16 protein-coding genes are annotated in these 20867 nt (G+C 72.8%); 10 read left to right on the top strand and 6 right to left on the bottom strand.

From position 1 onward, the window contains the following. Positions 1 to 6 precede the first annotated feature (6 nt). The 3 genes from AB0K18_RS30850 to AB0K18_RS30840 form a co-directional block, all read right to left on the bottom strand. Positions 7 to 1713, bottom strand: coding sequence for a hypothetical protein (locus AB0K18_RS30850; RefSeq protein ID WP_364921141.1), 1707 nt, complete (start codon positions 1711 to 1713; stop codon positions 7 to 9). Positions 1714 to 2035: 322 nt separating this feature from the next. Then, the gene (locus AB0K18_RS30845) at positions 2036 to 2866 is read right to left on the bottom strand and encodes an AfsR/SARP family transcriptional regulator (protein WP_364921139.1); all 831 of its coding nucleotides are present in this window, start codon (positions 2864 to 2866) and stop codon (positions 2036 to 2038) included. A gap of 114 nt (positions 2867 to 2980) precedes the next feature. Further along, positions 2981 to 3190 (bottom strand): hypothetical protein, encoded by a 210-nt coding sequence (locus tag AB0K18_RS30840; protein ID WP_364921137.1) that lies wholly within the window; start codon positions 3188 to 3190, stop codon positions 2981 to 2983. A 115-nt stretch (positions 3191 to 3305) separates the two neighbouring features. Here AB0K18_RS30840 and AB0K18_RS30835 point away from each other — a divergent pair, with 115 nt between their 5' ends. Then, positions 3306 to 6371 carry a lantibiotic dehydratase gene (locus AB0K18_RS30835; protein ID WP_364921135.1) on the top strand — a complete coding sequence of 1022 codons (3066 nt, stop codon included), beginning with the start codon at positions 3306 to 3308 and terminating at the stop codon, positions 6369 to 6371. 52 nt (positions 6372 to 6423) lie between these two features. Further along, complete coding sequence (locus AB0K18_RS30830; RefSeq protein ID WP_364921133.1) at positions 6424 to 7722, top strand: lanthionine synthetase C family protein; 1299 nt, start codon at positions 6424 to 6426, stop codon at positions 7720 to 7722. On the opposite strand, the gene AB0K18_RS30825 is transcribed toward AB0K18_RS30830, so the two are convergent. Further along, a complete protein-coding gene (locus tag AB0K18_RS30825; protein WP_364921131.1) occupies positions 7712 to 8599 on the bottom strand; it encodes an MsnO8 family LLM class oxidoreductase in 888 nt (295 codons plus the stop codon). The genes AB0K18_RS30830 and AB0K18_RS30825 overlap by 11 nt on opposite strands. Before the next feature lie 70 nt (positions 8600 to 8669). Here AB0K18_RS30825 and AB0K18_RS30820 point away from each other — a divergent pair, with 70 nt between their 5' ends. The 4 genes from AB0K18_RS30820 (at position 8670) to AB0K18_RS30805 (ending at position 12351) form a co-directional block, all read left to right on the top strand. Then, the gene (locus AB0K18_RS30820) at positions 8670 to 9866 is read left to right on the top strand and encodes a lanthionine synthetase LanC family protein (protein WP_364921128.1); all 1197 of its coding nucleotides are present in this window, start codon (positions 8670 to 8672) and stop codon (positions 9864 to 9866) included. 130 nt (positions 9867 to 9996) lie between these two features. Continuing rightward, a complete protein-coding gene (locus AB0K18_RS30815) occupies positions 9997 to 10140 on the top strand; it encodes a hypothetical protein (protein WP_364921125.1) in 144 nt (47 codons plus the stop codon). Positions 10141 to 10231: 91 nt separating this feature from the next. Then, a complete protein-coding gene (locus tag AB0K18_RS30810) occupies positions 10232 to 12115 on the top strand; it encodes an ABC transporter ATP-binding protein (RefSeq protein ID WP_364921123.1) in 1884 nt (627 codons plus the stop codon). After that, positions 12094 to 12351: a hypothetical protein gene (locus AB0K18_RS30805; protein WP_364921120.1), complete on the top strand. Its 258-nt coding sequence runs from the start codon at positions 12094 to 12096 to the stop codon at positions 12349 to 12351. Before AB0K18_RS30810 ends, AB0K18_RS30805 begins: the two co-directional genes overlap by 22 nt. Here AB0K18_RS30805 and AB0K18_RS30800 read toward each other — a convergent pair whose 3' ends face one another. Together AB0K18_RS30800 and AB0K18_RS30795 are read right to left on the bottom strand one after the other, a co-directional pair. Then, positions 12352 to 15585 carry a BTAD domain-containing putative transcriptional regulator gene (locus AB0K18_RS30800; RefSeq protein ID WP_364921117.1) on the bottom strand — a complete coding sequence of 1078 codons (3234 nt, stop codon included), beginning with the start codon at positions 15583 to 15585 and terminating at the stop codon, positions 12352 to 12354. It lies immediately after the preceding gene. Between the two features lie 76 nt (positions 15586 to 15661). Next, positions 15662 to 16618, bottom strand: coding sequence for a hypothetical protein (locus AB0K18_RS30795; protein ID WP_364921113.1), 957 nt, complete (start codon positions 16616 to 16618; stop codon positions 15662 to 15664). Between the two features lie 105 nt (positions 16619 to 16723). On the opposite strand from AB0K18_RS30795, the gene uppS reads away from it, so the two are divergent. From uppS to kdpA, 4 genes are all read left to right on the top strand, one after another. Next, positions 16724 to 17446, top strand: a complete 723-nt coding sequence (uppS, locus tag AB0K18_RS30790) for a polyprenyl diphosphate synthase (RefSeq protein ID WP_364921111.1) — start codon at positions 16724 to 16726, stop codon at positions 17444 to 17446. Further along, positions 17443 to 18852 carry an oxygenase MpaB family protein gene (locus AB0K18_RS30785; RefSeq protein WP_364921108.1) on the top strand — a complete coding sequence of 470 codons (1410 nt, stop codon included), beginning with the start codon at positions 17443 to 17445 and terminating at the stop codon, positions 18850 to 18852. Before uppS ends, AB0K18_RS30785 begins: the two co-directional genes overlap by 4 nt. Before the next feature lie 263 nt (positions 18853 to 19115). After that, positions 19116 to 19205 (top strand): K(+)-transporting ATPase subunit F, encoded by a 90-nt coding sequence (gene kdpF / locus AB0K18_RS30780; protein WP_364921105.1) that lies wholly within the window; start codon positions 19116 to 19118, stop codon positions 19203 to 19205. Next, positions 19205 to 20866, top strand: coding sequence for a potassium-transporting ATPase subunit KdpA (gene kdpA, locus AB0K18_RS30775; RefSeq protein WP_364921102.1), 1662 nt, complete (start codon positions 19205 to 19207; stop codon positions 20864 to 20866). The genes kdpF and kdpA overlap by 1 nt, the downstream gene beginning before the upstream one ends. Position 20867: the final 1 nt, after the last annotated feature.

Genomic DNA, 20867 nt, shown 5'->3' with positions numbered 1-20867 from the left:
GAGGGTTCAGTTCCCTTCGGTCGCGTCGTCGTGCTGAGACGGCAGCGCTTCGCGGCGGCCCGCTTCTGCGCCCGTCTGGAAGTCGCCCCACCGCTTCTGGGCCTCCTCGGGGGTGGTGAGCGGCGTGGTGGCGGGGCCCGTGGGGGCGCGCCGCGGCGTCTGGCGGCGGCGCTGCGGCAGCCCTGGCAGGCCGTCGATGCCGGTGTCCGAGGGGGCCCCGCCCATGCCGGGGCCCATGCTGGGGCCCCTGCCGGGGCCCATGCCGGGACCGGTGCCGGTGCCCGGGTCGGTGGGCGCGTCCGTCAGGGAGGCCGTGCGCATCGGGCGCGGCTCGGGCGGCTCGGCCGCCCGCATCGGGCGCGGCTCGGGCGGCTCGGGAGCGCGCATGGGGCGCGGGGCGATGGCGGCGGGCACCGGCGCCGCCTCCGGCAGGCGCTGCTGGTACGGTGACGTCGCGATGACGGCCCTGACCGGCTCGGGCGCGAGCACGGACGGGCGGGTGTTCTCCGGCATCTCCACCAGCAGTCCCGCGGGGACGCTCACCACGGCCTGGACGCCGCCGTAGGCGCTCTTCTTCACCGTGACCTGCATGCCGTACTGCGCGACCTGCCGGCCGATGGCGGCCCAGCCGGTGTGGGGCGGGTTGCCGAGGTCGACCAGGCGTACGGAGTGCCGGCCGCTGAGCAGCCGCCCGGCGCGGGCGTACTGCTCCTCGTTGAGGCCGACGCCGGCGTCGTCGATGACGATGGCCGCGCCCGTGTTGGTCTCGTGGAGGGCGATGGTCACCTTGAGCGTGCCGTGGGAGTGGTGGACGGCGTTGGCGAGCAGCTCGGAGGTGACGAACAGGATCGGCTCGGCGGCCCTGGCGGCCACGCCGACGCGGCGGCGCAGGTGGTTGGCGGGGCCGTCGATGCGCTGGTCGAAGTTCTCGACGCGGGCGACGGCGCCGACGACGAGGTCGACGAGGTAGGTGTCGTCGCGCGACAGCCCGGCGGTGGCGCCACAGGCGATGCCGGTGGCCTGGGCGCGGCGGATGATGAGTTCGTTGAACATGTCGAGGCCGAGCACCTCGCGCAGCAGGTCGGTGTGCTCGTCGCCGCTGTAGCGCTGCTGGACGGACGACAGCAGGTCCTGGGCGCGCAGGGCCTGGGTCTGCACGCGCGACATCGCGCCGCGCACGATCGCCTGGGCGGCCTCGTCGATGCGTACGGACTCCTCGCGCACCGCGCTGGAGATCGCGTCGAGCACGGCGAGGTGCTGGCGGTCGATGTCGGTGCCGGCCAGCTTCGCGTTCTGCAGTCCTGGCACGGTGACGTGGGAGGCGCGCAGGTGAGAGACCAGGGCGGGGATGCGGGTGGTCAGCAGGTGGTCGGTCTCGACGCGGGCGAGGTCCTGCTGGGCGCGCAGCTCACGGGCCTCCTCGGCGGCCTCGCGGGCCTGCCGTTCGGCCTCGCGGGCCTGCCGTTCGCTCTCCCTGGCCTGGTGCTCGGCCTCCCTGACCTTGTGCTCGGCCTCCCTGATCTGGTGTTCGGCCTCTCTGGCCTGGTGTTCGGCCTGCCGCAGGCGCTGCTCCCACTGGCCGCCCTCGCGGGACAGGCGTTCGTGCGCGTGCCGGGTTTCGGTCAGCTGCGCGCGGGTCTGCGCGAGCTCACGGCCGACGCGGTTTCGGTAGATCAGCACGGCTGCGAGAGCGATGGCGACGACGCCTGCCACTATCGCGACGCTGACAAAATCTGACGGCATGACAGTCCTGAGCTAGGGGGAAAGGGCGAACCGGCGCCGTTCGCCCACCCAGTATTCCGGGGAGACCAAGATAGTCAAATAGGGTGGACGGCCCTCATGAATGCCCATAAATGCCCTTAAAACGGGATAAACAGGGCTTGGTAGCGTTCCCGTGATCACGTTCCGTGACCATTGCCACGCTTATCGGCTTGACCTGCGCAAATGCATCAACTCGTCCACGCCGCTGGAAGAGTCCGATCTCCTGATATAGCCACCCGAATCCCGCTCCCCTAGACCGCCACACCCGCGGGCGTCAACCGCTTGTCACGTTGCGTAGTCGTAGCGCCTTGTCCCGGCGGGGCCGCAGGATGGACTGGAAGACGGCCCTCACGTCAGGCCCCGGCTCGATGCCGAGCTCCCTGCCCAGCACGCGGCGCAGCTCGTGATAGGCGTCCAGCGCCTCGGCCTGCCGCCCGCAGCGGGACAGCGCGGTCATCAGCTGCGCCCAGAAAGGCTCGTTGTACGGATGCTCATGCGTCAGCTCACGCAACCGGCTGACGGCCTGCGCGTGCCGGCCCAGGGCGAGGTCCAGGTCGATGCGCCGGTTCAGCGCCTGCAGCCGCATCTCGTCGAACCGCGTGGCGATCCCCAGCCGCAGCGCCGGCGAGGGCACGTCGGCCAGCGTCGGCCCGCGCCACAGCTCGACGGCCCGGGTGAGGCAAGCGTGCTCGGTGGCGACGTCGGACCGGGCGCGCGCCCGGTCCGCCTGCTCCAGGAGGGCGGCGAGGTCGTGCAGGTCGAGCTCGCCCGGCTCCACCCTCAGGACGTAGTTGGATCCGCGGGTGAGGATGAACCCGCGGTCGCCGGCGATCCTGCGCAGCCGCAGGACGACCGAGTGCAGCAGCGTGCGCGCGGAGGCCGGCGGCCTGTCCCACATGTACTCGATCAGCCTGTCGCCGGTCACTGGCTCGTTCTCGTTGAGCAGCAGCGCCGCGAGCACGACCTTCATCTTCCCGGCGGTGACGGCGACCGTTCCGCCGCCGATGTCCAGCCGCAACGTGCCGAGCACGCCGAAGCGGCGGGCGGGGACGGCGGCCATCGACGGCTCCGGGTCCTTGACGAGACTCTGCAGTGAACGCTTCATCCTTCAAGGAGATCCGCCGGCGCTTTCCGCCGCCTGTCGTCGCTCCGTCGTCCCGCTGTCCCGGCGGCCGGACATCTCTGACACCGGCCGCCGGGAGCGCCCGCCAGGTTCGGATCAGCAGACCCTGGTCTGGGTCTGTGCCGGGCAGCAGGTGTCCTTGCAGGTGCTCCAGCACGTGTTGGAGCCCACGACGGACACGCATTCATTGCAGGTGATCGCGGTGGGGACGGTCATCTCCTGAGCCGCCGCCACCCCGCCCCGAGCAGGCAGCACGCGCAACTGCAAGTCGAACGCCCCATTGTGCAAATCGCTACTACGAGCCATTTTTCCTCCTTTCTCGAAATCGCAGGCTGGCATCTGGGAGAGCAATTGTCAATCACGCTTCCGCAATTCATGGAAATAACAGGGAAATATTAGCGGGCGTTTCTAGCATCGGCTCATGCCCATGAATTTCAGCGGCGCCCCTTTCGGGCTGCTGCGGATTCCCACCCGGCGACCCGGGGCGGCCGCCATCACCCTGACCTGCCCTGACTTCGACGATCCCGCCGAGTCCGGCCAGCTGCGGGCGTACATCGAGCAGATCGTCGCCGACCCCTTCGTACGCGAGGCACTGGAAGTGTCGAGCGGTTCCCTGGCGCGTGATCTCGCCAAGATCGAAGGCGGCGGGCCGGTCCCGTTCCCGAAGCTGCGCCGTGCCGCCTATGCCGTGACGAAATACCTGCTGCGCATGTCGTCCAGGCCGACCCCGTTCGGGCTCATGGCCGCCGTGACCGTCGTGCGGTTCGACGGGCCCGCGGGGTACAGGGCCGGGCCGCCCGTGAAGGCCGTTCGCCCGTCCATGGACTGGCTGCTCGGGCTCGTGCGCGAGTGGGAGCGCCTGCCCGACGTCCGCGCGCGGCTCCTGCTGGTCCGCAACGACCTGGCGACGTGGCGCGGTGACCGGCTCGTCCTGCCGTACACACGCGCCGCCCACGGCAAGGAGGCCGGCTTCGAGGCGTCGGTACGCGGCACCGAGGCGGTGCGCCTGTGCATGGAGGCGGCCCACCGGCCCGTACCTCACGAGGTCCTCCTGACGAAGTTGCGCGCAGCGTTCCCCGGCGTGCCCGAGGACACCGCCGCGGGCCTGATCGGCGCGCTCCTGGAGCAGGAGTTCCTGGTCAGCGAGCTGCCGCCGCCACCGCACAGCGCCGACCCGCTGGGACACGTCATCGACCGCCTGGACGTGGGCCGCGCCAGGGCGCTGCGCGACATCCAGGCCGCGATCGGCGCGTACGCCGCGAGCCCGCCGGGCGCGGGCACCGCGCGGCTGCGCTCGCTCGGCTCCTCGATGTCGCACCTGCACGCGAGCGAGCGGCCGCTGCAGGTCGACCTGCGCGCCGGAGCCGAGGCGAGCCTGCCCGGCGTGGTGCTGCGCGAGCTGGAGAGCGCGGTGGACCTGCTGTGGCGGATGACCCCCGACGACGTGCCAGAGCACTACGCCGAATACCACCAGGCGTTCGTGGATCGTTACGGCGTCGGCTGCGCCGTCCCGCTGCGCGAGCTGCTGGATCCGGCCCGCGGCCTGGACGCGCCCGCCACGTACGCGTTGCCCGCCGGCTCCCGCCGGCTCACTCATCGCCCGCCCCCGGCGGACACGCGGCGGCGACGGCGGCTCGCAGAGCTCGCCATGGAGGCCATCGGGTCGGGACACGAGGAGGTCGTCCTGGACGAGGAGTCGATCGCCGCGCTGGTACGCCACGACGGCGCCTCCAGACCGGCCCCTGACCTGGACGTGTGCGTCTCCCTGCTGGCCGGCTCCTTGGCGGAGATCACGCGCGGGGACTTCCGGCTGGTCGTGGCGGCCGGACTGGGCTCGATCGGCCCCGGCTCGTTCTTCGGCCGCTTCACCGCCATGTTCGGCGGCCTGGCGGACCGGCTGCGGCAGGTCGTGTCGCCGCCCGGCGACACGGATCGGGGCGCGGTGCCCGTGCAGCTGTTCTACCAGCCGAACGAGGAACGCTCCGGCAACGTCATCCGCGTGCCGCCGGTCCTGCCGCACCAGGTGGCGCTCGGCATTTACTTCGACCGTGGGCAAGACGGCGTGCTGGGTCTCGACGACCTGGTCGTCACGGCCGACCTCCACCGCCTGTACGTCCATGCCACACCACTCGGACACGAGATCGTCCCGATGTCCTTCAACATGCTCAATCCGTACCGGCAGCCGAACGTGGCCCGGCTGCTCGGCGAGATCGCCTCCCGCCGGGCCGGCGGCGTCTCGGCCTGGTCGTGGGACGGCCTCGCCGATCTGCCGTACCTGCCACGGGTGCGGTACGGGCGTACCGTGCTCTTCTCGGCCCGCTGGCTGCCCGGCCCCGAGCTGCGCGACACCGGCCTGTCGTGGGACGGCTGGCGCGCGGCGCTGCACGCCTGGCGGGAGCGCTGGTCGGTGCCCGGCCACGTCGAGGTCGTCTCCCACGACCTGCGGCTCCCGCTCGACCTCACCGCCGTCCCGCACCAGCGGCTGCTCAGGCGCGAGCTGGACAGGGACCGCGTGGCCGTGCTGGCGGAACCACCGGGCGGCGGCTCGCCTGGGACGGGGTGGTGCGACGGTCACGGCAACGAGATCGTCGTGCCGCTGACCGGACGGTCCGCCACACCGCCGCCCACGCCGCCCGCCGTCACGCTCGACTGGCCGCGGCGGCGCCACCACGCCGGCGGGGAGTGGCTCTACGCCAAGCTCTACCTCATCGAGGAGCACCAGGACGAGCTGCTCGTCGACCGGCTGCCCGCGCTGCTGGAGCAGGTCGGCCCCGCCGTCGATCACTGGCACTTCCTGCGCTATCGCGACCCTGATCCCCATGTGCGGATGCGTCTGGCCGGAACCCCAGGCGCACTGGCCGGCCGTGTGCTGCCGGCGCTGCGCGACTGGGTGGCGGCCGGCTGCGCGGCGGGCGCCCTGCGGCGGATGACGCTCGACACCTACGAGCCCGAGTACGTCCGCTACGGCGGCGAGAAGGCGATGCCGGCGGCCGAACGGCTCTTCCACGCAGACAGCGAGTCCGTGCTGCGGCAACTGCGCCTGCTCCGCGACGGCGTGCTCCCCTGGGACCCGTGGTTCGTGGCCGCGATGAACCTGATGGAGATCGCCCGCCATCTCGGCGGCGACGACTGGGCCACCGGCTACCTGGACCTCGTCCACAAGGGCGACCATCACGCCGTCTTCCAGGGGCACAGGAGGGCGGCGGTCCGGCTCATCGACCCGTATGGCGACTGGGAGGCGCTGGCGGCCGAGCCGGGCGGCGCGCAGCTCGTCGAGACCTGGCGCCGGCGCCGCACGGCGCTCGCGGACTACGCCGCCGAGCTGGCCGCCACCGACACACGGAAACGGCTCGACATCGTCAGGAGCGTGCAGCACATGCACGCCAACCGGCTCCTCGGCCTCGACCGGGAAGTGGAGGCGCACGCGCTGGCCACGCTCAGAGGCGTCCTCGACGCCGACGCGGGGCGCAGGAGGCACGCCGGATGAGCACCGCAGCAGCCGTCACCACACTGCCGGCCAGGCACAGGAGGCACGCCCTATGAGCACCGCGGGCACGACGAACGACCTGCGCGGCACCACCGCGGACATCACCGCGCTGCTGGCCGGGCGGCTGGCGGACGTGGACGCCGTCGAGCGCCTGGCCGAGCGGTCGGTGCGCAGGGAAACGGGCCGTTCAGGTCTGTCCCTCAGCACCGGTCTCCCGGCCGCCGCCCTGTTGCACGCCGACCTGGCGGCGACCCGGCCGGAGGCCCGCCGGACGGCGCACGCCCTGCTGGCGCGGGCCATCGCGCAGGAGCCTCCCTCCGACGGCGGCGCCCTGTACGACGGCCTGCCCGCCCTGGCCTTCGCCGCCCGCGCCACGGCCGCCACTCCGGACGACTACCGCCTCCTGCTGGCCCAGCTCGACCCGTATGTGGCCGACCTGGCCCTCCTGCGCGTCGAGCGCCTGGCCCCGCGGGCGCCGGGGACCCTCACCATGGCGGGCTACGACGTCATCCAGGGGCTGACCGGGCTCGGCCGCTACCTCCTCATGGCCGACCCCGGCGGAATCGCCCTGCGCGAGGTGCTATCCTTCCTGGTCTCCCTCACGGACGAGCCGGCCGAGGTCGCCGGCCACGAGGTGCCCGGCTGGTGGGTCGCGGGACCGCCGTGGTTCCAGGCCCGGCACGACCCCCGGTACGCGCACGGCCACGCCAACCTCGGGCTCGCGCACGGCATCGCCGGCCCGCTCGCGCTGCTCGCCGTCGCCTGGCGGGAAGGCCGGCGGGTGCCGGGCCAGCGGAGGGCGATCACCGCCATCACGGACGTCCTGCTGCGATGGCGGCGACCGGACGGCTGGCCCGGCACGCTCACCCTCTCCCAATGGCTCGGCCGCGACGAGCCGCCGGTCGCGTGCAACGCCACCTGGTGTTACGGCGTCCCCGGCATCGCCCGCGCCATCCAGCTCGCGGGGCTCGCCCTGGGACGAACCGACTGGTCGCGCGTCGCCGACGACGCGATGCGCTGCCTGATCGAGCGGCCGGCCGGGCAGCTGCACCTGGCGGGGCCCGGCCTGTGTCACGGCTGGGCCGGGCTGCTGCACATCGCCCTTCGCATCGCCGCCGACGGGGGCGGCGAGGCCGCCCACCTGGTGGCCGGCCTCGCCGCCCGGCACACGATCGCGCACTTCGACCCCGCGCTGCCGTTCGGGTTCCGCTACCCGATCGCGGCGGACGAACCGCCCGCCGACGGTGCCGGGCTGCTCGACGGCTCCGGCGGCACCGCACTGGCCCTGCACGCCTACGCCGTCGGCGGCGCTCCCACGAGCCGGTGGGACGCCGCCCTGCTCATCGGCTGAAGGGCGCGAGCAACGTGTACGAGCGCCTGCGGGCCGCCGCGTCGGCGACATTCGTGACGATCATGAGTTCGTCGGCGCCGAGCTCGTCCCGCATGACCTTCAGGGCCGCGCGCACGGCGGGCCCGTCGCCCACGAGCGCGCCGTCCGGAAGGCCGGCGTCCCGCGCCAGCCGGTGCGCGCCCGCCTCGCTGTCGGTGGCGACGGCGGCCACGCTGACCAGGGCGTACGGGCGGCCGTGCCGCGCCGATGGCCGGAACGAGCCCCGGTACGCCGCCAGCGCGCCTTCGGCTCCCGCCGCGTTCAGGTGGTGGGCGAAGGCGTACGGCAGTCCGAGCTCCCCGGCGAGGCGGGCGCTGGACTCGCTCGCGCCGAGCAGCCACAGCGGAGGCGCCGGCACGGCGGCGGGGCTCACCCGGATGCCGGCGTGACGATGGCCGGGCGGGAAGGCGCCGCCGAGGAAGCAGGAAAGGTCGGCGAGCTTGCCGGCGAACCTGTCCTGGGCGCCCTGACGCAGCGCCTGCGCGACCTCGGCGGTGGCCCCGGCGGCGCTGCCGACGCCGAGGTCGATGCGTCCGGGATGCAGCCCTTCGAGGGTGGCGAACTGCTCCGCGACGACCATCGGGGCGTGGTTGGACAGCATCACCCCGCCGGCGCCCAGCCGGATCGCCGAGGTCGCGGCGGCGAGGTGGGCGATCAGCACGGCGGGCGCGGAGGCGCCGACGCCTGCCGCGCCGTGATGCTCCCCCACCCAGTAGCGGTGAAAGCCCAGCGACTCGGCCAGGCGGGCCAGTTCCGCACTGGCGCGCAGCGCCACGGCCGGGCCGGCGGAGGGGGTCAGAGGAACGAGATCGAGGATCGACAGGGGGTTTCGCGCCATGGGCCGAATCGTAGGAACGTCCGCTAACAATCCGATGCCGACCGGCTATCCCGCCTTAGCTGGGGGAACGATGCAGGACACCGCCGCCCGGGTCGCCCGGCTCGTGATCGACCCGGCGCTGCGGGAGGAGTCCCTGGCCCGCCTGGCGCGGACCACGCTCAGGCCGCAGGTCGCCGGCTGGAGCCGGGACGGCCTGTCCAGAGGCGACGCCGGGCTCGCGCTGCTGTGCGCCGCGCTGGACGAGGCCTGTCCCAGGGAGGGCTGGGACGCGCGGGCGCACGAGTTCCTCGCCGCCGGCCTGGAGCCGGCCGGCCGGCCCGACGGCTCGCTGGCGCTGTTCTCCGGCCGTGTCGGGTACGCGGCGGCGGTGTGGGCCTGCAGCCGGGGCGGCTCCCGCTACCGCGACCTCACCGAGGCGCTCGACGCGGCCATGCTGCCGCTCATGGGGAGCCTGCCGGGACGGCTGCCGTCCGGGCCGAGCTACTACGACGTGGTCTCCGGGATCTCCGGCTGGGTGGGTTACCTCGTCGTACGCGAGCGCACCCCCGCCGTGGACGCGGCCTGCTCCGCCGTCACCGGCCCGCTCGTCCGGCTGCTGAGCCCGAGCGGGATCGAAAACCTCGGCTATCTCCTGGAACCGGGCAGACCCGTGGTGGACCTCGGTCTGGCGCACGGCGTGGCGGGCGTGCTCGCCGCGCTCTCCCTGCTGCACCGGCGGACACCGGACCGGGACGCCGCCGCGGCCGTACGGTGGGGCGCCCGCTTCCTCATGGCTCACGTCCGCGACGGCATGTGGCCGGCCCGCGTGGACCTCGGTCCCCGCCCCGACGACGGCAGACGCTCGGGCGGCGGCTCGTGGTGTCACGGGGACGCCGGCATCGCCCGTGCCCTCTTCCACGCCGGCGAGGCGCTGGACGACGCGGACATCCGCGACTTCGCGGTGGACGCGGTACGCCTGCGCTGCCACGGCCCCGTACCGGTGCCCTCACCGAGTCTCTGCCACGGCCTGGCCGGGAGATGGCTGCTCACGGCGGCCTTCGCCGCGGACACGGGCGACCCCGTGCTCCGCTCGGCCGCCGCCGGCCACGCCGGCGCGCTGCTCGGCCGCTTCCGGCCGCAGCCGCTGCTCGGCTACGCCGACGTGGAGGCCGACGGGCGCCGGGTCGACAATCCCGGCCTGCTCAGGGGCGCCGCGGGGGTCGCGCTGGCACTGCTGGCGGCGGGCGGCGAGCAGGTGCCGGCCTGGGCCCGGCTGCTGCTCGTGTGAGCCCTTTCGTCGTGCTTTCGGCAGGTGTGCGCCGGCGTCACCGCCGCGACAGGGCGCCGACAGAGCCGTCGGCGATGCTGGCACGCGTCCGCAACACAAATCCGCAACACAAAGGAGAAGGAGAACCGTGATGCGCAAGATCTCCAGTGCCGCCGCAATGGTCGGAGCCGTGCTCATGGCGGCGGCGACCGTGGTGGGCGCGGCGTCGGTGGCGCAGGCCGCCGGTGACGACGGTGAGACGCCGTTCGTCACCCAGACCCACAAGTCGGAATGACCGCATCTCACGACCGGCCGGTGACTCACCGCTGAGATCGGCACGCCGGCGGGGTTCCGCCCCGCCGGCGACCTCACTCGAAGGATCGGGGATGAGCACGGACAGGATCTCGCTGATGTCCGGCCTGGCACAGGCGGTCTCGCTGGCGCGCCGCGTGGCCGCCGGCCGGGTGCTCGGCCATCTCGGGCTGACGGCCGTCTCCGTCGCCGCACCGATCGTGACGGTATGGCTGACCAAGATGACCGTGGACGGGCTGGCGGCGCCCGGCTCGCGGGACACCGCGTGGCTCCTGGCGGCCGGCCTGGCCGGGGCCGGGCTGCTGAGCGCCGTCTGCCCACAGGCCGGCCGCTACCTCGTGGCCGAGGCGAACCGCAGGATGGCTCTGACGGCCAGGGATGAGCTGTTCGCCGCCCTGGAACGTCAGACGGGGCTCGTCCGGTTCGAGGATCCGGCCTTCCTCGATCGGCTGCGGCTCGCCCAGCAGAGCGCCGCCGCGCCGGGCAGCATGCTGGAATCCGCCATCGGCGTGGGACGCAACGTGATGACAGTGCTGGGCCTGCTCGGCTCGCTGACCGTGGTCAGCCCTCTCATCACCGCCATCGTCCTCGCCTCCGGCCTGCCGATGGTGCTGATGGAGCTGCGCCTGTCGCGCCGGCGGGCCGGGATGATGCAGGCCATCACCCCGGCCCAGCGCCGCGAGCTCTTCTACCAGGACCTGCTGGGAAGCGGGCGCGCGGCCAAGGAGGTACGGCTGCTCGGCCTCGGGGCGTTCCTGCGGGGGCGGATCCGCGCCGAGGTTCGGGCGGTCAACGCGGCCCAGCAGGCCATGGACCGGCGCGAACTCGTCACGCACGGCGCGCTGGTGCTGATGTCGGCCATCGTCTCCGGGTTCGGCCTGATCTGGATGATCACCATGGTGGCCGGCGGGCAGGGCACGGTCGGGGACGTCGCCATGCTCGTCGGCACCCTGGGAGGCGTGCACACGGCGCTCGGGGGTGCGGTGTCGGCCGCCGGCGGCGTCCATCTCCAGCTTCTGGCGTTCGGGCACTACATGGCGGTGCTCCGCGCCGAGCCCGACCTGCCCCAGGCGGCCACGCCGCGGCGCCTGCCCGCTCTGCGGCGCGGTGTCGAGCTGCGCGACGTGTGGTTCCGCTACAGCGACGACCACCCGTGGATCCTGCGCGGCGTGCACCTGTTCATCCCGTACGGCCGATGCGCCGCCCTCGTGGGGCTCAACGGATCGGGGAAGAGCACCCTGGTCAAGCTGCTGTGCCGGTTCTACGACCCGGTACGCGGCTCGATCCTGTGGGACGGGGTCAACGTGCGCGACGTGCCCGCCGGCGAGCTTCGTGCCCGGATCGGCGCGGTGTTTCAGGACTTCATGACCTACGACTTCACCGCCGCCGACAACATCGCGGTCGGCGACATGTCGGCGGCAGGCGACCTGCCCAGGATCGAGGCAGCGGCGCACCGGGCCGGCGTCCACGAGGTGCTGCGGAGCCTGCCGCGCGGCTACGACACCTTGCTGACCAGGACGTTCCTCACACTCACCGACCGCGTCGACGAGAGCGCCGGCGTGCTGTTGTCGGGCGGGCAGTGGCAGCGGATCGCCATCGCGCGGGCGTTCCTGCGGGCCGGGCGTGACCTGATGATCCTGGACGAACCCGGCGCGGGGCTCGACGCGCAGGCCGAGCACGACGTGCACGCCAAGCTGCGGGAGATCCGTGCCGGCCGGACGAGCCTGCTCGTCTCCCACCGGCTCGGCGCCGTACGGGAGGCCGATCTCATCGTCGTCCTCGCGGACGGTTCGATCACCGAGTGCGGCAGGCACGAGGACCTCATGGCGGCCGGCGGCACCTACAGCCGGCTGTTCACCCTCCAGGCCTCCGGCTACCTCGCCGAGGGCGCTGCCACGACGGATCATCCGTCGCGACCAGAAAGGAAGGCTCACCGATGGGACTCATCAAGAAGCTGACGGCCGGGGCGTTCATCGCCGCCGTCGTGACCGTACCGGCGGCACCGGCCATCGCGACCACCGGCGCTCCCGCATCGGCTGTTCAGGCCGATCCGCCGTACGGCCGGACAGGGCCGTTCCCGACCCTGGGCGAGTGCAACAAGGCCAAGCGCGAATGGGACATCGACCATTACGTCAGCTCCTGCTACTGGAACGACGCCACCGGCTGGTGGTTCGAGTGGTTCACGGAAAGCTGATCAGGAGCCGAGCTCCTGAGTGACGCCTAACTCGGCGAAGAGTTCGGCGGCCAGCTTGCGGGACTCCGGCCCGTGCCCGACGTCGCCGAGCGTGCGCAGGGTGCGGGCCTCGCCCAGGCGGTGGCCGGTGTCGCGATGGGCGCCCAGGGCCTGCTCCGCGTACCGGACCGCTGTGGCGCGGTCTCCCGCGGCGAGCGCGCGTTCGGCGAGCGCGGTGAGCGCCTGGCCCTCCAGGAGCCGGGACGAACGCTCGCGGGCGAGCCGGAGCGCCTCCGCTGCGCAGGACACCGCCTCGGCGTGGTCCTCGACGGCGTCGGCGAGCCCTATCAGCGCGGCGATCCTGGGCAACAGGTTGTCCTCGCCGGCCGCCTCGATGGCCCTGCGGTGGTGTTCCACGGCCTGTGCGGGGCGGCCGGCGGCGCGGTGGACCCGGCCCAGGGCGGTGAGCGCCAGCGCCTCGGCATGACAGTCCTCGATGTCGCGACTGCGGGTCAGCGCCCGTTCGCCGAAGTCCAGCGCTTCTGCGTGGCGGCCGAGGTCGCTGTGCAGATCGGTGAGGACGACGAGGCAATAGGGCTCGCCGGCGTGGTTCCCGCTCGCCGCCATGCGGGCCAGCGACACGTGGAGGTGCTTCAGCGCCTCGTCGAAACGGCCCAGCAGGTGGCAGACCTCGCCGAGGTTGGTGTGCTTGGCGCCGTCGTGATCCGGTTTGAGCCGCAGGGCCTGCTGGACATGGTCGAACGCGACGTGCAGGTTGCCGAGCTGGGTGTGCACCACCGCGAGGTTGGTGTGCTTGACGGCCTGCATGCTCGTCAGGCCGGTACGCCTGTCCAGCCGCATGCCGTCCTCCAGGCAGCGGGCCGCGTCGGCGAGCTGCCCGAGCCGCCAGTAAGTGTTGGCGAGGCTGGACAGGGTGGCGCTCTTGCCCTCCTGCCATCCGGCCTCGTCGGCGTACGACAGGGCCCGGGTGTACAGGGGGATGGCCTCATGCGGCCTCTGGTAGGAATGGGCGGCGGCCAGGCCGCGCAGCGCCGCGACCATCGCCATCGCGTCACCCTCCTCGCCGGCCACCGCGACGGCCGCCTCCGCGCAGGAGAGCCAGTCGCTCATGCGCCGGCTCGTCCAGAAGTAGCTGCGCATCGCGTCGAAGAGCAGCCACACGAACCTCCGGGGGCCTGAGGAGACGGCCTGGTGGATGGCGGCGACGAGGTTGGCGTACTCGGCGGCCAGCCACTCCGACGCGGGCCCCGGGTCGTCGAAGGCGGCAACCGGCACGTCGGCCCGCGTCGCCGGAGGCGGCAGCCGGGACCAGGAGGGATGGAGGCGGCCGCCGGCGGCGCGCGTGTTCAGCAGGTACCAGCCGTACAGCCGCTGCCTGGCCCGCTCCAGCGTCTCGGGGCCATCCTCCTCGCGAGCGCGCTCCGCGGCGTACAGGCGCAGCAGGTCGTGGAAGCGGTAGCGGCCGGGCGCGTTGCGGTGGATCAGGTGGGCGCCGGCCAGCCGGTCGAGCTCGCGCCGCGCCTCCTCGACCGGGGTGCCGCTCAGCGCCGCGGCGGCCTCGGACGTGAAGTCAGGCCCTGGCACGAGACCGAGCAGCCGGAACGCCGCCCGTGCGGAGCCCGGCAGGGCGGCGTAGGAGAGGTTCAGGGTGGCGCGGATCGCGGTCTGCTCGTCGCCCTCGATCCGCAGGGTGGTGAGGGGACCTCCGGTGCGCAGCTCCGCGACGTACCCGGCGACGCTCTGGTAGTGGTCGACGGCGAGGTTGGCGGCCGCGATGCGCAGGGCCAGGGGCAGGTGCGCGCACAGGCGGGCCAGCTCCGCGGTGGCCTCGGGCTCGGCCTGCACCCGGCCAGCGCCGAGGACGGAGGCGAGCAGGTTCGTGGACTCCCCCGGCGACATGACGGCGAGGGGCAGGTGAACGGTGTCGCCGTGCACGGACAGCGCGCGCAGCTGGTCGCGGCTGGTGATCAGGACGACGCAGTCGGAGCCGGGAAGGAGCGGACGTACCTGCCCGGCGTCGCGCGCGTTGTCCAGGACCAGCAGCATGCGGCGCTGGGCGAGCGCGCTGCGCAGGAGCGCCGAGCGGGCGTCCAGCTCGGTGGGGATCCGCTCGACAGGGACGTTGAGTCCGAGGAGCAGCGTCTCCAGGGCAGTGGCGGGGTCGAGGGACGGGCCCGATGCGAAGCCGCGCAGGTCTACATAGAGCTGCCCGTCGGGGAAGTGCTCGTGAGCCAGATGGGCCCAGTGGACGGCCAGGGCGGTCTTGCCGACGCCGGCCGTCCCGGTGATCACGGCGATCCTGACCGGTCCCGTCGCCCGGCCTCCGGTGACCGGCAGGAGCCCGTCCAAGGCTCTGAGCTGGTCGTCGCGGCCGGTGAACGCGGCGATGTCCATGGGCAGCTGGCGCGGGCGCAGCCCCGGCGGCGGCTCCTCGGCCGCGGGGCGCGGGGCGAGTGCGGGGTCGGTGGTCAGGATCGCCTGGTGCAGCCGGCGTAACTCGTCGCCCGGGTCGACGCCCAGCTCGTCCCTCAGCAGGTCGGCGACGGTCTGGTAGGCGCGCAGGGCTTCCGCCTGGCGGCCGCAGCGGTAGAGGGCGAGCATGAGCTGGGCCCACAGCCGTTCGCGATGGGGCTGCGCAGTCGTCGCGGCGATCAGCTCGGGGACGACCTCTTCGTGCCGGCCGTTCTGCAGGGCGAGCTCGAGCCAGCGTTCCAGCGTCCTGAGCCGCTCCTCGTCGAGGCGGGCGGCGTGGTCGTGGCGCAGCGACTCCGCCGGGATGTCGGCCAGGGCAGGGCCGCGCCACAAGTCGAGCGCCTCGCGGAGCAGGGCGGCCTCACCGGGATCGGCGGAACGTGCCGCGTCGCCGGCCCTGCTCACGAGGTCGCGGAACCGGGTGAGGTCGAGCTGGTCGGTTTCGAGCCTGATGAGGTATCCCTGCTGGCGGGTCTGGATCAGCTGCTCTCCGTCGCAGTCCAGCGTGTGGCGCAGGCGGGCGATGTGGGTGTGCAGCGCCGCCTGCGCGTTGGCGGGGGCGGAGCCGGGCCACATGTGGCCGATGAGGCGGTCGCTGGAGACGTACTGGTTGGCGTCCAGCAACAGGGTGGCCAGGGCGATCCGCTGCTTGGCGGCCGGGACCGCGATCCGCCGGCCCGCGCGCACCACGTCGAGCTGCCCCAGAATGCCGAAGCGGGTCATCCGGTCCTCTTCGTCCAACGGCCGCTCGCGGTGTGCCAAACCTGCTCCTACCGTCATCGACACTGCAGGACCCGGACACCAAGATTCTGCCCCATCGCCGGGCGGACCGCGCTGCTCAGCCGCGGCGCAGGTCCGCCACCAGCAGGTTGGAGTCCTTGCCTACGATGTTGGCGCCGTTGGTGATGTACGCGCGGTTTCCCCGTACGACGACGGCCGTGGTGCCCTGCATGCCGTCGGAGGAGTCCAGCAGGACCTCGCCGGCGCCGTCCGCGCCGACCCGTACGAGCTTGCTGCTCTGGTTGATCGCGGCGAGCAGCTCGTCGCCCGCGCCGGTGAAGTCGAAGTCGTCGACGCCCTCCAGCCCTCTGGCCCGGACCTCGGCGCGGCCGGAGCCGCCGTCCCTGGTCGTGGGGATGCGGACGATGGTGCCGCGGTCGGAGTTGCTCGCCCACACGGCGCCGTCGTGGACCTTCATGCCGTTGGCGCCGAAGAAGCCGTCCGGGGCGAGCGCCGGGTCCGCCGACCACACCGTGGCCCGGCCACCTCTGAGCGGGGCCTGCCAGATGCGGCCACCTGCGGAGTCTGTGACCAGGAAGCGGGCTCCGTCGATGACCAGCGCGTTCGGCATGGTGTCGGCGGGCAGCGGCACGATCAGGCGCGGCCCCTCGGAGCCGCGGAGCTGCCAGACGCCGGTCAGCCCGCCCTTTCCCGCGGAGTAGAGGAAGGAGATCGTGCCGTCGGCGGAGCGGGCGACGCCGGTGACGACGGGAGTCCCGACGACGGGGGTGGTGCCGCCGCCGTCCGGTGGCAGGGGCATGGTGGCGAGCACCTTGACGGCGCCGTGGCGGGTGACCCGGACGACCTGGCGGGCGGGGATCATGCCGACGACGGCGCCGCCGCCGGGCTCCGGGGCGATGCTCTCGGCAGCCTGCCCGGCGGCGCGGTCGAAGCGGGCGAGCACGCGTACGTCGCCGAGGCTCGTCCCGCCGTGGGGAGGGGCGGCGAGCAGGAGGGCGGCCAGCGCGGCGGCACCCCGCCACCGGAGGAAGCCCGCGAGGTCGGTTCGATGCATGTCGAACACAATGCTCTTCCCCCCGAGGAGCATCCAGGACCTGTCACTCCCACCCACGAATCACTTAAAGTATGTGGACAGTAACAGTCAGCTATGGGGGTGGTCATGGCCGTGCCGCGTCACGTGGCCTGCGTGATGGATGGGAACGGCCGCTGGGCCGAGCAGCGCTCGCTGCCGCGCACCGCGGGTCACGAGGCCGCGGAGGCCGCCGTCATGGACGTCATCGAGGCGGCCCGCGCCGCCGGCGTCACCTGGCTCAGTCTGTACGCCTTCTCCACCGAGAACTGGCGGCGCCCGGCCGGCGAGATCGACGTCCTCATGCGACTCGTCCGCCGCGCCATCCGCAGGCACGCGCCCGCGCTGCACACGCGCGGCATCCGCTGCCGCTTCCTCGGCATGAGCGACCCGCGCATCCCGGCCCCGCTGGTCCGCGACATCACCGACCTGATGACGCTCACCCGCGACAACACCCGCATGACGCTGACCGTCGCCTTCGACCACGGCGGCCGCCGCGACATCGTGCAGGCCGCCCGCTCGCTGATCAGGTCAGGGGCGCCGGCCGACGAGGTCACCGAGGCCGGTTTCGCCGCCCACCTGCCCTACCCCGACACCCCCGACGTCGATCTCGTCATCCGCACCTCGGGCGAGCAGCGCATCTCCAACTTCATGCTCTGGCAGGTGGCCTACGCCGAGTGGGTGTTCCCCCAGGTGCTCTGGCCCGACTTCCGCGCCGCCCACTTCGCCGAGTGCCTCGACGCCTACCTGCGTCGCCGGCGCCGCTTCGGCGACGTCCACCCCACCACCGTGACACGAAAGGGCCTTCGTTGAGCCACACCGACCCGCAGCAGGACGTCTTCGGCCCCGACTCGCTCCTGCGCCCCCTGGCCTCCGAGGCGCGCTGGGGGCTCGCGGTGGCCAGGGCCACCCTGCTGGAGGCCGCCCATCCGCAGATCGGCGCGGCGCTGATGGAGAACTCCACGTTCCTGACCCATCCGTGGCGGCGGCTGCGCAACACCGTCACGAGCGCGCGGCGGCTGCTCGACCCCGACCCGCGCGTACGCGACCGCGAGGCGGCCCGGCTCAACCGCCTGCACGCCCGCATCTCGGGCACCGACGCCCAGGGCCGCCCCTACGACGCGACCGACCCCGAGGCACGCGCGTGGGTGGTGGCCACCCTGTTCGACTCGACGGTGACGATGTGCCGGCTGAGCGGCGACGCGCTCGGCGCCGACGCGATGCGCCGCCTCTACGACGAACACCGTACGTTCCTCGCGCTGATGGAGGGCACCGCCGACCACCTGCCCGCGACCCTGCCCGAGTTCTGGCCCTACTTCGACGACATCGTCGAGCACCGCCTGGAGAACAACGAAGCGGTCGGCGTCATCCTCTACCGGCTCTTCGCGAACGTGCCCGCCCCGCCCGTGCTGCGCGCCCACCCGGCGCTGTGGACGGCGGGCCGGGCCGTGGCGAGCCCGCTGGCCACGGCGATCACCATCGCCTCGCTCCCCGAGGCGTTCAGCAGGCGGGTCGCGCTGCCGGACCTGCCGGGCGCCCGCACGCTCATGCAGAGCGCCTACCTGGGCGCCGCCCTCGCCACCCGCCACCTGCCGCAGAGCTGGACTCGGGTGGAGTCCTTCATGAACCTCCTGGACTCCGAGGGCGAGGGCCCGTGGGAGACCGTACGCCGGCAGGCCGGCAAGGCCGCTGCCCTCGTACGCCTGCTCACCCCTGCCGGCGACGACGAGGGCGAGCAGGTGACCCGCTCGGCCGGCCGGTTCTTCACCGAGGTGCTCGACCAGACCGGCGACGGCTGCCTGCGCTGGCCCGACCTGGCCGCCATGGCACGTGAGATCGCCACCCGGCTCGACCTCGGCGGGCAGGAGGAGGAGCGGCTGTTCCAGGCGTACGCCGCGTGGTGGGCCGAGCTGCAGGCCGCGCTCGACCGCGACGGCGACGGGCGGGTCACCCGCGAGGAGTACGCCGCCGCGGCGGCCCGCCTGCCCGGCACCGGCCTCATCAGGATCGCCGACGTGCTGTTCGACGTCACCGACACCGACGACGACGAGAAGATCGACGCCGGCGAATACCGCAACCTGTTCCGCACGGCCTTCCACCGCGACCTGGCGGGCGGCGGCGAGGGCTACTCGCGCAGCGCGTTCGTCCGGCAGTTCGTCTCCTTCATGTCCGGCCAGGAGCACTCGAGCGCCTACACCTCGCTGCTCACCTCAGGCTGAGCGGCAGGAGTCGCCGGGTTCCCGAGCGCCGGCAGGCCGCAGGCGTAGCGAGGTCGTCAATATTCGGGCCACTGCCGTATGAATCCCGTCAAGAACGGCGAAACTCCCCCATTTCCGACGTTTGCTTGATCTGCGCCGCCTCTCCGGGGGCGGCGCTCCCATCAACCGAGCTGAGGAGTGGGGATGACCGACGTCATCTTCGTCGCCCTGACGATCGCGATCTTCGTGATCTTCGGGCTTGTCGTGCGGGCGGTGGAGCGGCTGTGAGCGCCGTCAACGCCACCGGTCTCGTCGTGGCCGCCGGTCTCGTGATCTTCATGGTCGCGGCCCTGTTGTTCCCGGAGCGCTTCTGATGAGTACGGCCCTCGCCGGGACGCTCTTCATCGCCTCCCTCATCGCCGCTCTGGCCCTGGCCTGGAAGCCGCTCGGCGACCACATGTACCGCGTCTACTCCACCTCCCGGCACACCGCCGTCGAGCGCGGCGTCTACCGCCTGCTGGGAGTCCGGGCGGACGCCGAGCAGAGCTGGCCTGTCTACGCGCGCGCTCTGCTGGCGTTCTCGCTGGTCTCGGTCCTCGTCGTGTACGGCGTCCAGCGCCTCCAGGACAGGCTGCCGCTGAGCCTCGGCATGGAACCGGTGACCGACCACATCGCCTGGAACACCGCGATCAGCTTCGTCACGAACACCAACTGGCAGGCGTACTCGGGCGAGTCCACCATGGGCCACCTGACGCAGATGGCCGCGCTGGCGGTGCAGAACTTCGTCTCGGCGGCGGCCGGGATGGCGGTCGCGGTCGCACTGGTACGCGGCTTCGCCCGCCGCAGGTCGGCCACGATCGGCAACTTCTGGGTGGACCTGGTCCGCGGCTCGCTGCGCATCCTGCTGCCGCTCGCCTTCGCCGGCGCGCTGGTGCTGGTGGCGGCCGGTCTGGTGCAGAACTTCTCGGACGTCCAGCAGGTGAGCACACTGGCCGGCGGCACGCAACGGATCACCGGCGGGCCGGTCGCCTCCCAGGAGGCCATCAAGGAGCTGGGCACCAACGGTGGCGGCTTCTACAACGCCAACTCGGCCCACCCGTTCGAAAACCCAGCAAGCTGGACGAACTGGTTCGAAATCCTCCTGATCCTGGTCATCCCGTTCTCGCTCACCCGCACGTTCGGCCGCCTGGTCGGCCAGGTCAGGCAGGGCTACGCGATCCTGGCGGTGATGGGCGTGCTGGCCGTGGCGAGTGTGCTGCTCACGACCGTCTTCGAGCTGTCCGGGGCCGCCACCGTGCCGGAGGCGGCCGGCGCCGCCATGGAGGGCAAGGAGCTGCGCTTCGGCGTCGCGAACTCGGCCACCTTCGCCGCGGCCACCACCCTGACGAGCACCGGCGCGGTGAACTCCTTCCACGACTCCTTCACCCCGTTCGGCGGCATGATGACGCTGCTGAACATGATGCTGGGCGAGGTCGCGCCCGGCGGGGCCGGCGCCGGCCTGTACGGCATGCTCGTCCTGGCCGTGATCACGGTTTTCGTGGCCGGGTTGATGGTCGGACGCACCCCGGAGTACCTGGGCAAGCGGATCGGGGCCGGCGAGATCAAGCTGGCCTCGCTGTACTTCCTGGTCACGCCGGTGCTGGTGCTGGCCGGCACGGCGGTCGCGATGGGTTCGGCCGGGGCACGGGCGAGCATGCTGAACACCGGCCCGCACGGCCTGTCCGAAGTCCTGTACGCCTTCACCAGCGCCGCCGGCAACAACGGCTCGGCCTTCGCCGGCCTCACGGTCGGCACCCCCTGGTACGACGTGGCGCTCGGCCTGTGCATGGCCTTCGGCCGCTTCCTGCCGATCATCCTGGTGCTGGCCCTGGCCGGGGCGCTGGCCGCGCAGGCGCCCGTAGCGGAGGGCGCGGGCACGTTGCCGACGCACCGGCCGCAGTTCGTGGGCCTGGTCATCGGCGTCACCGTGGTCCTGGTCGCCCTCACCTTCCTCCCGGTCCTGGCGCTCGGGCCCCTGGCAGAAGGGCTGTCCTGAC

This window comes from Nonomuraea sp. NPDC049421 (assembly GCF_040677005.1).
GTDB classification, from domain to species: Bacteria; Actinomycetota; Actinomycetes; order Streptosporangiales; family Streptosporangiaceae; genus Nonomuraea; species Nonomuraea salmonea.
The sequence above is the reverse complement of the archived record's forward strand: the minus strand, read 5'-3'. Positions and strand labels throughout refer to the sequence as shown.

Bases quoted from the DNA above. Each gene is read 5' to 3' on its own strand.
- kdpA (WP_364921102.1), top strand. From the start codon at position 19,205: ATGAGTACGGCCCTCGCCGGGACGCTCTTCATCGCCTCCCTCATCGCC.
- AB0K18_RS30820 (WP_364921128.1), top strand. From the start codon at position 8,670: ATGCAGGACACCGCCGCCCGGGTCGCCCGGCTCGTGATCGACCCGGCG.
- AB0K18_RS30835 (WP_364921135.1), top strand. From the start codon at position 3,306: ATGCCCATGAATTTCAGCGGCGCCCCTTTCGGGCTGCTGCGGATTCCC.
- uppS (WP_364921111.1), top strand. From the start codon at position 16,724: ATGGCCGTGCCGCGTCACGTGGCCTGCGTGATGGATGGGAACGGCCGC.
- AB0K18_RS30845 (WP_364921139.1), bottom strand. From the start codon at position 2,866: ATGAAGCGTTCACTGCAGAGTCTCGTCAAGGACCCGGAGCCGTCGATG.
- AB0K18_RS30795 (WP_364921113.1), bottom strand. From the start codon at position 16,618: ATGCATCGAACCGACCTCGCGGGCTTCCTCCGGTGGCGGGGTGCCGCC.
- AB0K18_RS30830 (WP_364921133.1), top strand. From the start codon at position 6,424: ATGAGCACCGCGGGCACGACGAACGACCTGCGCGGCACCACCGCGGAC.
- AB0K18_RS30825 (WP_364921131.1), bottom strand. From the start codon at position 8,599: ATGGCGCGAAACCCCCTGTCGATCCTCGATCTCGTTCCTCTGACCCCC.
- AB0K18_RS30810 (WP_364921123.1), top strand. From the start codon at position 10,232: ATGAGCACGGACAGGATCTCGCTGATGTCCGGCCTGGCACAGGCGGTC.
- AB0K18_RS30805 (WP_364921120.1), top strand. From the start codon at position 12,094: ATGGGACTCATCAAGAAGCTGACGGCCGGGGCGTTCATCGCCGCCGTC.
- AB0K18_RS30815 (WP_364921125.1), top strand. From the start codon at position 9,997: ATGCGCAAGATCTCCAGTGCCGCCGCAATGGTCGGAGCCGTGCTCATG.
- AB0K18_RS30840 (WP_364921137.1), bottom strand. From the start codon at position 3,190: ATGGCTCGTAGTAGCGATTTGCACAATGGGGCGTTCGACTTGCAGTTG.